Source organism: Methylorubrum podarium (assembly GCF_022179745.1).
Lineage (GTDB): Bacteria > Pseudomonadota > Alphaproteobacteria > Rhizobiales > Beijerinckiaceae > Methylobacterium > Methylobacterium podarium.
Genome location: NZ_BPRD01000415.1, coordinates 1 through 12389 on the forward strand (window position 1 = coordinate 1; position 12389 = coordinate 12389).

13 protein-coding genes and 2 pseudogenes are annotated in these 12389 nt (G+C 70.8%); 5 read left to right on the forward strand and 10 right to left on the reverse strand.

Going from position 1 to position 12389, the window contains the following annotated elements; translation table 11 throughout:
• The 4 genes from MFF42_RS19530 to MFF42_RS19545 form a co-directional block, all read left to right on the forward strand.
• Positions 1-652 (forward strand): OmpA family protein (locus MFF42_RS19530; RefSeq protein WP_238257236.1); only part of this gene is annotated, 652 nt, incomplete at its 5' end.
• 77 nt (positions 653-729) lie between these two features.
• Positions 730-1956 (forward strand): MFS transporter, encoded by a 1227-nt coding sequence (locus MFF42_RS19535; protein ID WP_238257237.1) that lies wholly within the window; start codon positions 730-732, stop codon positions 1954-1956.
• A gap of 79 nt (positions 1957-2035) precedes the next feature.
• A complete protein-coding gene (locus MFF42_RS19540; protein WP_238257238.1) occupies positions 2036-2527 on the forward strand; it encodes a VOC family protein in 492 nt (163 codons plus the stop codon).
• Positions 2524-3303, forward strand: coding sequence for a class I SAM-dependent methyltransferase (locus tag MFF42_RS19545; protein ID WP_238257239.1), 780 nt, complete (start codon positions 2524-2526; stop codon positions 3301-3303). Before MFF42_RS19540 ends, MFF42_RS19545 begins: the two co-directional genes overlap by 4 nt.
• Here MFF42_RS19545 and gltX read toward each other — a convergent pair.
• From gltX to MFF42_RS19565, 4 genes and pseudogenes are all read right to left on the reverse strand, one after another.
• Positions 3300-4649 carry a glutamate--tRNA ligase gene (gene gltX / locus MFF42_RS19550; RefSeq protein ID WP_238257240.1) on the reverse strand — a complete coding sequence of 450 codons (1350 nt, stop codon included), beginning with the start codon at positions 4647-4649 and terminating at the stop codon, positions 3300-3302. The genes MFF42_RS19545 and gltX overlap by 4 nt on opposite strands.
• Positions 4650-4778: 129 nt before the next feature.
• Positions 4779-4967: pseudogene (locus tag MFF42_RS19555) on the reverse strand (hypothetical protein); the annotation flags it as partial.
• Positions 4964-5398, reverse strand: coding sequence for a DUF4345 domain-containing protein (locus tag MFF42_RS19560; RefSeq protein ID WP_238257241.1), 435 nt, complete (start codon positions 5396-5398; stop codon positions 4964-4966). The gene MFF42_RS19560 and the pseudogene MFF42_RS19555, both read right to left, overlap by 4 nt.
• 155 nt (positions 5399-5553) lie before the next feature.
• On the reverse strand, positions 5554-5832 hold the full coding sequence (locus tag MFF42_RS19565; protein WP_238257242.1) for a hypothetical protein: 279 nt from the start codon (positions 5830-5832) through the stop codon (positions 5554-5556).
• Positions 5833-6032: 200 nt separating this feature from the next.
• Here MFF42_RS19565 and MFF42_RS19570 point away from each other — a divergent pair, with 200 nt between their 5' ends.
• Positions 6033-6668: a glutathione S-transferase N-terminal domain-containing protein gene (locus tag MFF42_RS19570; RefSeq protein WP_238257243.1), complete on the forward strand. Its 636-nt coding sequence runs from the start codon at positions 6033-6035 to the stop codon at positions 6666-6668.
• 745 nt (positions 6669-7413) lie between these two features.
• Here the strand turns inward: MFF42_RS19570 and tolB are convergent.
• The 6 genes and pseudogenes from tolB to MFF42_RS26705 all read right to left on the reverse strand — a co-directional run.
• Entirely contained in the window at positions 7414-8754 is a 1341-nt protein-coding gene (tolB, locus tag MFF42_RS19575) for a Tol-Pal system beta propeller repeat protein TolB (RefSeq protein ID WP_238257244.1), read from the reverse strand.
• Between the two features lie 78 nt (positions 8755-8832).
• On the reverse strand, positions 8833-10215 hold the full coding sequence (tolA, locus tag MFF42_RS19580; RefSeq protein ID WP_238257245.1) for a cell envelope integrity protein TolA: 1383 nt from the start codon (positions 10213-10215) through the stop codon (positions 8833-8835).
• A gap of 14 nt (positions 10216-10229) precedes the next feature.
• Positions 10230-10679, reverse strand: coding sequence for an ExbD/TolR family protein (locus tag MFF42_RS19585; protein ID WP_238257246.1), 450 nt, complete (start codon positions 10677-10679; stop codon positions 10230-10232).
• A gap of 31 nt (positions 10680-10710) precedes the next feature.
• A complete protein-coding gene (gene tolQ / locus MFF42_RS19590; protein ID WP_238257247.1) occupies positions 10711-11427 on the reverse strand; it encodes a protein TolQ in 717 nt (238 codons plus the stop codon).
• Between the two features lie 286 nt (positions 11428-11713).
• The gene (ybgC, locus tag MFF42_RS19595; protein WP_238257248.1) at positions 11714-12145 is read right to left on the reverse strand and encodes a tol-pal system-associated acyl-CoA thioesterase; all 432 of its coding nucleotides are present in this window, start codon (positions 12143-12145) and stop codon (positions 11714-11716) included.
• Positions 12146-12302: 157 nt separating this feature from the next.
• Positions 12303-12389, reverse strand: a pseudogene (locus MFF42_RS26705) (DUF4142 domain-containing protein); the annotation flags it as partial.

The window sequence follows — 12389 nt, forward strand, 5'->3', positions numbered from 1 at the left end:
CCGCCGCTACCGCGACGGACGCGAGGTCGTGCTGATCAACAACACCTACGGCGGCGCCCCCCGGCCGATCTACGAGGACGTGGTGGACCTGCCGCCGCCGGACATCCGCATCCCGCGCGACCGCTACGTCGTCGATTACGACGGGGCCGACGAGCGCACCGTCTACGAGGCGCTCTCCGCCCCGCCGGTTCAGAAGCTCGATCGGCGCTACACCCTGGATCAGGTGCGCTACAGCCCGCAGCTGCGCGCGCGCATGCCCTCGGTGGACATCAACACGATCACCTTCGACACCGGCTCCTTCACCGTCACGCCCGACCAGGCCAAGCGCCTCTCGACCATCGCCGAGGCGATCAACCGGACGATCAAGGACAATCCGCAGGAGGTGTTCCTGATCGAGGGCTACACCGACGCCGTCGGGTCGGACATCGACAACCTGTCGCTCTCCGATCGCCGGGCGCAGTCGGTGGCCGCGGTGCTGACGCAGAACTTCCAGGTGCCGCCGGAGAACCTCACCACGCAGGGCTACGGCGAGCAGTACCTGAAGGTGAACACGCAGGAGGCGAACCGCGAGAACCGCCGCGTCACGGTGCGCCGCATCACGCCGCTGCTCCAGCAGCAGGCAGAGGGGCAGCAGCCGCCCGCTCCGCGTTGATCCAGGTGCTTGACCCTCCCCCCTCTGCGGCGCAGGTGGGGGAGGGGTACGCGTTGGATCAAGGGCACGGGGCAGCGATGGCGGACGACAGCGACCGGTTCATCGAGGCCGGGACGCCGACTTTCCGCCGGGCGACCCTCGCCCTGTTCGCGGCGGGGTTTTCCACCTTCGCGGTGCTCTACGGCGTCCAGCCGCTCCTGCCGGTCTTCCACGACACCTTCGACGTCTCCCCGGCCGAGAGCAGCCTCGCGCTGTCGCTGCCCTGCGCGACCCTCGCGGTCTCGCTGCTGATCGTCAGCCCTCTCTCCGAGGTCTGGGGCCGCAAGCGGGTGATGGCGGCCTCGCTGTTCGCCTCGGCGCTCCTCACCATCGGCGCCGTGCTGATGCCGAGCTGGCACGGCTTCCTGATGCTGCGGGCGCTGACCGGCATCGCCGCGAGCGGCCTGCCCGCCGTCGCCATGGCCTACCTGAGCGAGGAGATGCACGGGCGGGCCATCGGCCTGTCGATGGGGCTGCTCATCGGCGGCAACGCCCTGGGCGGGATGGTCGGGCGGCTGCTCGCGGGCGTCATCGCCGACCACGCCTCCTGGCGCTGGGGCCTCGGAATCATCGGCGTGCTGGCGCTGTTCGCGGCGCTCGCCTTCCAGTTCGCCCTGCCCGCCTCGCGCCACTTCCTCGCCCACCGCATGCGCTGGCGCGAGGTGCCCGGCACCTTCACCCACCATTTCCGCGATGCCGGCCTGCCGTGGCTGTTTCTCGAGCCGTTCCTGCTGATGGGCGGCTTCGTCTGCGTCTACAACTATATCGGCTTCCGCCTGCTCGAACCGCCCTTCTCCCTGAGCCAGACGGTGATCGGGCTGATCTTCATCGTCTACCTTGCGGGCACGGCGAGTTCGGCCATCACCGGCCACATCGCCGGGGTGCTGGGGCGGCGCAAGGTGCTGTGGCTGGCGATCCTCCTCGGGATCGGCGGCATCGCGCTGACGCTCGCCGACAACCTCGTCCTCATCATCGCAGGCATCGTCGTCGTCACCGTGAGCTTCTTCGGCGCGCACTCGGTGGCGTCGAGCTGGGTCGGGCGCCGGGCGTCGAGCGACCGGGCGCAGGCCTCGGCGATCTATCTCTGCATGTACTATCTCGGCTCGTCCCTGCTCGGCACGGCGGGCGGCTGGTTCTTCCTCCATCTCGGCTGGCCCGGCGTCGCGGGCTTCTTCGGCAGCCTCTACGTGGCGGCCCTCCTCGTCGCGCTGCGCCTGACGCGGCTCGCGCCGCTCCCGCTGGCGGGCGGAGGACTGACGACCTGAACGGCCGCGGCGGCCGGTCCGGCGGTTGAATTTCGAGCGCTGGGCTCGTTATCCTGACCTCGGAGAGGGAGAGCGCCCCATGCCCGACGTCAGCACCTGCCTCTGGTTCGGCAGGGACGCGGAGGCGGCCGTCCGCCTCTACGTGTCGCTCGTGCCCGATTCGCGGATCGACCACATTCAGAGCGCGCCGGGCCCCTGGCCGGGCGGCGAGGCCGGCGAGCCGATCCTGATCGCCTTTACCCTGGGCGGGCAGAGTTTTCAGGCGCTGAACGGCGGCACGCCGGTCGATTACGGGACCGCCGCCTCGATCTCGGTCACCTGCCGGGATCAGGCCGAGGTCGATCGCCTGTGGTCGGCGCTCACCGCCGACGGCGGGGCGGAGATCGCCTGCGGCTGGCTGCGTGACCGCTGGGGCGTGCCCTGGCAGATCGTGCCGGAGGTGATGCTGCGCCGCCTCGCCGACCCCGATCCGGACGTGGCCGCCCGCGTCTTCACCGCCATGCAGGGCATGGTGAAGCTCGACGTCGCGGCGATCGAGCGGGCCGCGGCCGGAGGAGAGCGGACGGCATGAGCGGATCGCCGAGCCACGACGCCCAGACCGCGAGCCAGTTCGGCAGCCGCGCCGCCGCCTACGTCGCCAGCGCCGTCCATGCCGCGGGCGAAGACCTTGAGGCGCTGGCCGGTCTCGCTGCCCTCCCCCACGCGGCGGTGCTCGATCTCGGCTGCGGCGGCGGCCACGTCACCTACGCGGTGGCGCCGCATGTCCGCTCCGTCACGGCTCTGGACCTGTCGCAGGCCATGCTCGACGCCGTCTCGGCCGAGGCGCGGCGCCGCGGCCTCACCAACGTCGCGACGCGGCAGGCCAGCGTCGAGGCGCTGCCTTTCGCGGATGCGAGTTTCGAGCGCGTGCTCTCGCGCTACAGCGCTCACCATTGGGGCGACGTGCCCGCCGCCCTGCGCGAGGCGCACCGGGTGCTGACCCCCGACGGGCGGCTCGGCATCGTCGATGTCGTGCATCCGGGCCCACCGCTGCTCGACACCCATCTCCAGGCCTGGGAGCTGCTGCGCGATCCGTCCCACGTGCGCGACTACGGCGAGGCGGAGTGGCGCCGGATGCTGGCGGAGGCCGGCTTCGTGCCCGGCGCCGCCCGGCACTGGCGCGTGCGCATGGACTTCCCGTCATGGGTCGCCCGGATGGGCACGCCGGAGGCGAGCATCGCAGTGATCCGGGCGCTTCAGATGGGGGCCGCCGAGGCGGTGCGGTCCCATTTCGCGATCGAGGACGACGGCAGCTTCACCCTCGATGTGATGATGATCGAGGCGGAGCCCGACGGCGTCCTGGATTAGGCGGTCTCGCCGGCCAGCCGCCGCCCCGCCCGCTCGCGTCCGATCAGCGGCAGCAGCGCGGAGAGATCCGGGCCGTGGTCGAGCCCGGTCAGCGCGAGGCGCAACGGCATGAACAGGGCGCGGCCCTTGGCGCCGGTCTCGGCCTTCACCGCGTCGGTCCAGACCTTCCACGTGCCGGCATCGAACGGCGCTTCCGGCAGCAGCCGGGCTGCCCCGGCGATGAAATCCGGCTCGGCGATCACGGGCGTCACCGGCCCCGTCACCACCCGCCACCAATCCGCGGCCTCCGCGACGCGGCTGAGATTGGCCCGCACCGCCGGCCAGAACGCCTCGGCCTGGTCCGCCGGTACGCCGAGGGCGGCGAGCCGCTCGCGGACCGCGTCGAGCGGCATCTCGTGGACGAGGCGGGCGTTCATCCCGTCGAGCTCCGCCGGGTCGAACCGCGCCGGCGCCCGCGACAGGTGGGCGAGATCGACGAGGCTCGCCAACTCGTCGAGGGAAGCGATCGGGCGCACGGCCTCGGCCGAGCCGGTCAGCACCGCGAGCGAGCGCACGGCCTCGGGCTCGTAGCCGGCCTCGCGCAGCGACCGCAGGGAGAGATGACCGAGGCGCTTCGACAGCCCCTCCCCGTCCGCGGTGGTCAGCAGGTTGTGGTGGCCGAAGGCGGGCACGGCGGCGCCGAGGGCTTCGAACAGCTGCACCTGCACGCCGGTATTCGTGACGTGATCCTCGCCGCGGATGACGTGGGTGACGCCGACCTCGGCGTCGTCCACGACGGAGGGCAGCGTGTAGAGGTAGCTGCCGTCGGCGCGCACCAGCACGGGGTCGGAGAGCGAGGCGCAATCGACGTGGCTCTCGCCGCGGACGAGATCGTTCCAGGCGACCATGCGGTGATCGAGCTTGAACCGCCAGTGCGGACGGCGGCCCTCGGCCTCGAGGGCGGCGCGGTCGGCCTCGGTCAGGGCGAGCGCCGCCCGGTCGTAGATCGGCGGCAGGCCGCGGCCGAGCTGGCGCTTGCGCCGCCGCTCCAGCTCCTCCGGCGTCTCGTAGCAGGGATAGAGCCGCCCCGCCGCCTTCAGCCGCTTGGCCGCCGCGTCGTAGAGGGCGGTGCGCTCGCTCTGGCGGAAGAACAGGTCCGGCGCGATGCCGAGCCAGCCGAGATCCTCGGCCACGGCGGCGGCGAACTCTTCCGTCGAGCGCTCCCGGTCGGTGTCGTCGAGGCGCAGCAGGAAGCGGCCGCCCTCGCGGCGGGCGAACAGGGCGTTCAGCAGCGCCGGGCGGGCGTTGCCGATATGCAGGAAGCCGGTCGGCGAGGGAGCGAAGCGGACGAGGGGAGAAGCGGCCATGCCGCCGCCTTACCCAATTTTCGTGGGTATCGCACCGTTTGCGCGCAGCGGCGGCGTCAGTGCGCCCGCTCGGCGCCGGGCCCCGTCCGGGCGGGACGGCCGAAAATCCCCGCGCGCAGCGCCTGGACCCAGTGCGGCGGCCGCCGAGGAGGCGCTGTCGAGCTGGAGCCGGAACGCGGCGGTGAGCGCCAGCATCATGGCGAGCCAGATCCGGATGGTGAAGGCCCAGGCGGCGGGCTTGGGCACCCAGCGGTCGAGGGTGTCGAGCAGGCGCTCGCCCGCACCCGCCCGGCCGGCCCGCTGCGCCGCCCCGCTCACCGTGCGACCCCGGTCCCCGGCTCCAGGGCCTGTCGCCGATCGCGGGCGAGGCGCGCGACCCGCATCTGCCACAGGCAGAGCAGCGGCGTGACGACGAGTTCGAGGGCGAGCGCCGCGAGCATGGTCAGCGACGGCAGCCCGGTGAGGTAGAGCCCGAGCAGCCGCGCCAGCCCGCCGAGCACCACGACGAGGGTGAGGAAGCGGAACAGCCGCGACTTGTCCTCGATCGCCGGCACGCAGGTGAAGAACAGGATGCCGATCCCGGTCAGCAGGCCGGACAGGTAGCGGAAATGGCTGTCGGCCGAGATGTTGACCGGTGTGCCGCCGCCGATGCCGTCGATGCCGAACAGCACGCCGTAGAGTCCCGCCAGGACGGGCACGATCGCGGCGACCGCCACCGTGCGTTGCAGGATGCGGCGTTCACGCTCCATGTCGTCGAGGCTTTCGGTCTTCGGTTCGATTCGCTCCCGCGCGGAACCATGATCCGCATCGGCCCGGGAGCGATTCAGGACAGGTCGGCGGGGCAACACGCCCGCCGCCGTTCGGTTCACGAACGGCCTGCCCCGTCAACGGCGCGGACGGTCCGTCAGGCCTTCTGCTCCTTCAGGCGCTTGACGCACTTGCTGTAATATTGCGGCCATTTCGGCCCCTGGGCCGCCTTCTCGGTGGCCGAGAGCGCGCGCCACTCGGCGCCGCACTTCTTCTGCCGCTCGCGGGCGGCGGATTGGGCCACGCTCGGCTCCTTCGCCGTCTCCTTCGTCGTCTCCTTGGCGCTCGGTGCGTTCCAGGTGTCCTTGGCCGTCGCGGCCTGAGCCAGGAGGAGCGGTGCCGCCATCAGGGCGGCGGCGAGGAGACGAGAGAGCATCGGGCAACTCCGGAGGGACGGATTCGGCAGCGTCGCCGTCCACGCCGCATCACAGCCGCATCGGCGGCCAAAGAGCAAGCGTCCTCTGCAACTTGCACACGATTGCAGACAGGCTTGGCCGTCGGCTTGAGCCGCCGGGCCGTTCCGCGCTACCTCCTTAGCCGAGGATGGGCGCGGGCCCGCTTTCCCGGGATGCCAGCATGGCGGTCACGACGGCGCAGCCGATCGAACTCTACACCTGGAGCACGCCGAACGGGTGGAAGATCCCGATCATGCTCGAGGAGTGCGGGCTGCCCTACCGGGTCGTGCCGGTGAATATCGGGAAAGGCGAGCAGATGGCGCCCGACTTCCTCGCCATCTCGCCCAACAACAAGATCCCGGCCATCGTCGATCCGGACGGGCCGGGCGGGGCGCCGATCTCGGTGTTCGAGTCGGGCGCGATCCTGCAATATCTCGGGCGCAAGACCGGCTGCCTCTATCCCAGCGACGAGCGCGCCCGTACCGCCGTGGACGAGTGGCTGTTCTGGCAGGTGGGCGGCCTTGGGCCGATGCTGGGGCAGGCCCACCATTTCCGCATCTACGCGCAGGACAAGATCCCCTACGCCATCGAGCGGTTCACGGAGGAGGCCAAGCGCCTCTACGGCGTCCTCGACCGGCGGCTCGCCGCGCACGAATACCTCGCCGACGCCTACTCGATCGCCGACATCGCCGCGCTGACTTGGGCCAAGTTCCACGGCAAGCAGGGCATCGAACTCGACGGCCATCCGAACGTGCGCCGCTGGCTCGACGCGTTGCTCGCCCGCCCGGCCGTGCAACGCGGGCTCGCGGCGATCTGATCGACCGCGAGCCGGCACGCCTGCTGGGTGCGTCGTGCCGGCCCGCGAGCCTGTCCGGTTGCCGGGGGGGGAGCGGCCAGGACAGGCAGGACAGTCTCGCCGACGATTGATGCTGGTTTGTGTCGATGCCTCGACGGCGCGCTCGCGCCGGACCTCCGCCGTCCTGCCGAAAACCGTCGTTTTCGGCCCGCTGCACATCGGACTTTTCCATCGTGCGCCGTAAGCCGTTGCCGGCGAACGATTTTGTCGATCAAGCATTCGCTAGGACGAGAAACAGTCGGCTTGGCAGCAAATTCCCGCTTGACGGCCTGCCAATACGGACGCAGTCTCTATCCGTGCTTCGCGGTCGCAAGCACATCGGCCAGGAAACCGGGTGGTCCGCGCACGGTTTGTTGGCGAAAGCTGGAGGAGACAGGGATGACTCCACCGCAGCGCAAAGCCGCTACGATAGCCTGAGAACCCGTTCGGTCTCGGACTTAGCGGCCCGCCACGAACACCGGACGGAAGCGGATCCCTAGGGGCGCAGAAGCGGCCGACACGGCGCGACTTCGAACACGCATCAGCCCCACCTCTGGACCGCTTCCGCCGCGGTTTTTATCGCGAACCAGACGAGTTTCTGCCGTGCCGGCCGTCGAGGCCCGCGCGGATTTCGTCGTTGGAGCGCGGCCGGAAGCCGGCCTTCGCGGCGCGGTCGAGTGCGCTCGGAGGAGAGCGCCCCTCGACGGCTGCGCCTCCGACCGTCGGCCTACTTCCCCGATAGGAGCGGCGACCAGGTCGGGTCCGAGGCGAAGGACGGGGTCGGCACCGGCTGCTCCACCTTGCCGGTGATGTCGACCATGTAGAGCTTGCCGCCGCCCTGGCCGCCGGGATCGCGGAAGAACATCACGTACTGGCCGTTCGGCGCGAAGGTCGGGCTCTCGTTGTGGAAGCCCTCCGTCAGCACCCGCTCGCCCGAGCCGTCGGGCTTCATCACGCAGATGGCGAAGCCGCCCTTCCGCTGCCGGGTGAAGGCGATGAGGTCGCCCCGGGGCGACCAGGCCGGCTGCGAGGCCGAGCCTTCGCCGAACGAGAGGCGGCGCGGGTTCGAGCCGTCCGCTCCCATCACGTAGATCTGCTGCGAGCCGCCGCGGTCGGATTCGAACACGATCTGGCTGCCGTCCGGCGAGTAGCTCGGCGAGGTGTCGATCGCCAGCCCCTGCGTGACCGGCGTCTGCGCCTTCGACGCGAGATCGACGGTGACGATGTCGGCGTTGCCGCCCTGCTGCACGCTCATCACGAGGCGGCGCCCGTCCGGGGAGAAGCGCGGGCTGGCGCTCATCGAGGCGAAGTTGCCGACCGTCTGACGCTTGCCGGTCTCCAGGTCGATCATCTGGACCTTCGGCTGCTGGCCCGTCGCCTGGGTCATGAAGGCGATGTCCTGCCCCGCCGGCGAGTAGCGCGGGGCCACCACCGAGACGTCGCCGCCGCCGGTCAGCGCGCGGACGTTGGCGCCGTCCTGATCCATCACCATCAGGCGCTTGCGGCGGTGCTCCTTCGGACCGGATTCGTCGACATAGGCGACGCGGCTGTCGAACCACGGGCCGAGGCCGGTGACCTTGGTGTAGACCGCGTCCGACACGAGATGGCCGGTGCGGCGGGCGTTGGCGACGTCGGTGCCGTATTGCTGACCCGTGATCTGCTGGCCCGAGGCCACGTCCCAGAGACGGAAGGCGACGGTGAGCCGGCCCGAGGCGTCGCGCCCGACCCGGCCGGTGATCAGCGCCTGGACGCCCGCGCCCTTCCAGGCCTCGAAGTTCGGCGCCGCGTCGAAGCTCGGATTCTCAGGGAAGCGCCCCTTCTCCAGCGGCGTGAAGTAGCCGGAGCGGCGCAGGTTGTTGGTGATGACGCTGGAGACCAGCGTGCCGAGGCTCGCATCGCCCGCGAAGTCGGCGACCGCGATCGGCATCGGCTGGAAGGCGCCGCTGCCGATGCGGAGCTGGAGCTGCGCCCGCGCCGGGGTGGCGGCGGGCAGCGCCAGGGCGAGAACGCCGAGCGCGGCCGTCAGAGCCGGCAGGAGGGCGCGCCGCGTGAAGGCTGTTCCAGGCATGGGACAAGTCCAGGTCAGTCAAAGGAGTGCGAGAGAGGAAGGCCGAGACGGGGTGGATCGGCCGGTCGAGCCGGCGGATCACACGGGCGAGAACTCGAACTCGGCGTTGATGGCCTTCCAGTCGTTGTAATACGGCGCGTACTGGGCCGGGATCTTGTAGGGCGCGCAGCGCCGCACTGCCCGGAGCGCCGCCTGGGCGATCGATTGATCGACCGAGTTGTTTCCGGCCCGCATCACGCGGGGCTCGGCCGTGAGCGAACCGTCCGGATTGAGGCGGATGTCGAGCATCGGCAGCACCACGCCCTGCGTCGCGCCCGGCGGCGCCGAGTAGCACCGCTCGATCTGCTGCTGCAGCATGCCCACGAGGGCGTCGCGCAGGGAGGGCGAGAGGCGCTGGGCGTTGCCGGTCGCCGCGCCGAGCGAGGCGGTGCGCTGGACCTCGCGGCCGGTCGAGCCGGTCGATTGCGAGGCGGCGCGCGTGTTCGTTTCGCGGCTGTCGCCGGGGCTGGCCCTGTTGGCGAGTTCCGCCTGCTGGCGTGCCTTGGCCTCGGCATCGGCCTTCGCCTTGGCGTCGGCCATCGCCTTCGCCTTGGCTTTCGCGGCGGCCTCGGCCTTGGCCTTCGCCTCGGCTTCCGCCTTGGCCTTGGCTTCGGCGACCCGCTTGCGGTGCTCGGCTTCCGCCTCGGCCTTCGCGGCGGCCTCGGCCTTGGCCTTCGCTTCGGCCTCCGCCTTGGCATGGGCCTCGGCATCCGCCTTGGCCTTGGCCTCCGCCTTGGCTTTCGCCTCGGCGCGCGCCTTGGCCTTGGCTTCGGCGGCCTTCTCAGCCGCTTTCTCGGCTGCCTTGGCGGCGGCTTCGGCCTCCGCCTGCTCGCGCTCGACCAGCTTCTGGAGTTCCTCGCGCTTCTCGGCCTCCGCCTTCGCGGCGGCGGCTTTGGCCTCGGCCGCCTTGGCAGCCTCGGCCTTCGCGGCGGCATCCGCCTTCGCCTTGGCTTCGGCCTTGGCCTTCGCCTCGGCCGCCTTGGCGGCAGCGGCCTTCTCGGCCTCGGCCTTGGCGGCTTCCGCCTTCGCGGCGGCGGCCTCCGCCTCCTCCTTCACCGGATCGGCTGTGTCGGCGCGCAGCGGCATCGCGTCGACGGCGGCGAGCCGGGTGTCGGCGGTGCGGGTGGGGGCGGCCGGCGCGTCGGTCTTCGCGTTCTCGGGCTCGCGCTGCTCCACCTTCTCGGAGACGCGGTCGGCACGGTTCGGATTGTTCTGCGGCTTCTCGGCGTTGCGCTCGCCGCGGGTCAGCTCGGAGAATTGCTGCTCGGTCAGCACCTCGACCGGCACGCCCTCCTGGGCGTCGGGCAGGGCCGGGGCCGCGACCGCGAACAGCGCGAGGCCCAGCACGGCGGCGTGCGCGCCGGCCGAGATCCAGACACCCGGTTCGCGATTGCGAAGAGATTCGGGCCAGCGCAGAGCCACTTCGTCCCGCTCCGCTAATTCGATTCCGGCTCGGTGACGAGGGCGACCTTCTTGAAGCCGCCACCGGTCACGATCGCCATCACCTGGGCCACGCGCCCGTAATCGACCCGCTTGTCGCCGCGCACGAACACGCGCTCCTCGGTGCCGGTCTTGGCCGTCTGCAGGAGCTGGGGCACGATGTCGTCGTCCTTCAGCTCGACCTCGCCGAGATAGACCTCGCCGGTGCGGCGGATCGAGAGCGTGATCGGCTTGACGTCGGAGTTGAGCGGGCTCGCCTTCGATTGCGGCAGGTCGAGGGGCACGCCCACCGTCATCATCGGTGCGGCCACCATGAAGACGATCAGCAGCACCAACACGACGTCGATGAACGGCGTCATGTTGATCTCGTTGATGGCGCCGTGCCCGCGGCGTCCACGGCGGCGGCGCTTGCCGCCGCCCTGCGCCGCGCCGTGCGTCATGCCCATAAGCCTGGCTCCCGCTTCAGCAACGATTCGGTCAGGCGGCGACCGAGAGGCGCTCGTCGATCTGGCGCGAGAGGATCGCCGAGAACTCGTCGGCGAAGCCTTCGAGCCGCGACTGCGACTTGGCGACGGAGGCCTGGAGCTTGTTGTAGGCGAGCACCGCGGGAATCGCCGCGAACAGGCCGATGGCGGTGGCGAAGAGCGCCTCGGCGATGCCCGGGGCCACGACGGCAAGCGAGGTGTTCTTCGAGGCCGCGATCGAGGTGAAGGCGGTCATGATGCCCCAGACCGTGCCGAACAGGCCGATATAGGGGCCGGCCGAGCCGATCGAGGCGAGGAACAGGAGCTTCGAATCGAGCCGCTCGACCTCGCGCTGGATGGTGACGTCGAGCACCTTGTCGATGCGCTGCGACAGCGAATGGATCTGCCGGCCCGAGCCCTCGAAGGAGCGCTTCCATTCCCGCATGGCGGCGACGAACAGGGCGCCGAGGCCGGTCGGCTGGCGATCGTTGAAGGAGCGGTAGAGCTCCTCCAGCGAGCGGCCGGACCAGAACGCCTCCTCGAAGGCATCCATCTCGGCTTCCGTGCGCCGGAACAGCAGCGTCTTGTCGACGATGATCGACCAGCACCAGATCGAGGCGCCGAGCAGGCCCATCATCACGATCTTCACGACGAAGTGGGCCTGCCAGAACAGGCCGAACAGGCTCATGTCTGCGACGGGCGCGGCCTGCATGGCATCGGCTGGGGTCATCGAACGATCCTCGCGTCGTCAGGGCCGCGCCACCGCGGGCCGGACTGCCGACTGATCCTTTGAGCGATGAGACCTGAGATCACTCGCGAATCTGTCGAAAGTATGGGTCGGGGCCCGGCCTCGGACGGCCCGCATCGGCGCTGCGCGTGCAGGAGTCTAAGCTCGCGACAGGGTTAAGAAACCGTTGCGTGGACCGGGATCCGACCGCTCGCGGGATCGACGCACCCTGTCCCGCCGCGGATCATGAGGCCGGGAGCGGGGCCGATGATCGATCGTCCCGTCGAAGTCAGGCAGGTCCGAGCTCGGAGGGCGTGAGCGCGCGGCGCAGGCTCTCGGGCAGGCGGATCGCCCGTCCGTTCCGCACGCAGGCGACGACGACCTCGGCGCGCACCAGCACCTCGTCGCCGCGGCGGACTTCCTGAGCCAGATGCATGGATGCGCCGCGCAACTCGCTCGAGCGGGTATGGACTTCGATCAGGTCGTCCATGCGGGCGGGCTTCAGGAAGTCGAGGCTCATCTTCCGCACGACGAAGACGAGACCCGCTCCCTCGGCATGCAGGTCCGACTGGTCGCCCGCGAGCCCGCGCAGAAGCTCTGTGCGCCCGCGCTCCATGAAGCGCAGATAGCTCGCGTGGTAGACGAAGCCCGAGAAGTCGGTGTCCTCGTAGTAGACGCGCAGCGGGAGGCGGTGCGCGTCGGCGCCTGTCATCGGATCCATGGGCATCCGGCTTTGAGGAGGAGGCCGGTCTTTACCGGCTCCGGCCCGCGGTGGCGAGAGGCGGGCGCTCGCCGGGGACGGTCCGACCGGCTGCCGAAACGGAAAGGGGCCGCTCCCCTGCGAGGACGGCCCCTTTCCCGCGTCGGGCTCGGGCCGATCAGCCGCCGAGGCGGTCGGCGAGGGTCGCGGACCGGGCGTGCTCGTCGGCGATGTAGGGCAGCGCCTCGTTGGCGAAGGTGCGGCC

Bases quoted from the DNA above. Each gene is read 5' to 3' on its own strand.
- tolQ (WP_238257247.1), bottom strand. From the start codon at position 11,427: ATGACCCCAGCCGATGCCATGCAGGCCGCGCCCGTCGCAGACATGAGC.
- MFF42_RS19540 (WP_238257238.1), top strand. From the start codon at position 2,036: ATGCCCGACGTCAGCACCTGCCTCTGGTTCGGCAGGGACGCGGAGGCG.
- MFF42_RS19585 (WP_238257246.1), bottom strand. From the start codon at position 10,679: ATGGGCATGACGCACGGCGCGGCGCAGGGCGGCGGCAAGCGCCGCCGC.
- ybgC (WP_238257248.1), bottom strand. From the start codon at position 12,145: ATGGATCCGATGACAGGCGCCGACGCGCACCGCCTCCCGCTGCGCGTC.
- MFF42_RS19560 (WP_238257241.1), bottom strand. From the start codon at position 5,398: ATGGAGCGTGAACGCCGCATCCTGCAACGCACGGTGGCGGTCGCCGCG.
- MFF42_RS19545 (WP_238257239.1), top strand. From the start codon at position 2,524: ATGAGCGGATCGCCGAGCCACGACGCCCAGACCGCGAGCCAGTTCGGC.
- MFF42_RS19565 (WP_238257242.1), bottom strand. From the start codon at position 5,832: ATGCTCTCTCGTCTCCTCGCCGCCGCCCTGATGGCGGCACCGCTCCTC.
- MFF42_RS19535 (WP_238257237.1), top strand. From the start codon at position 730: ATGGCGGACGACAGCGACCGGTTCATCGAGGCCGGGACGCCGACTTTC.
- tolB (WP_238257244.1), bottom strand. From the start codon at position 8,754: ATGCCTGGAACAGCCTTCACGCGGCGCGCCCTCCTGCCGGCTCTGACG.
- MFF42_RS19570 (WP_238257243.1), top strand. From the start codon at position 6,033: ATGGCGGTCACGACGGCGCAGCCGATCGAACTCTACACCTGGAGCACG.
- gltX (WP_238257240.1), bottom strand. From the start codon at position 4,649: ATGGCCGCTTCTCCCCTCGTCCGCTTCGCTCCCTCGCCGACCGGCTTC.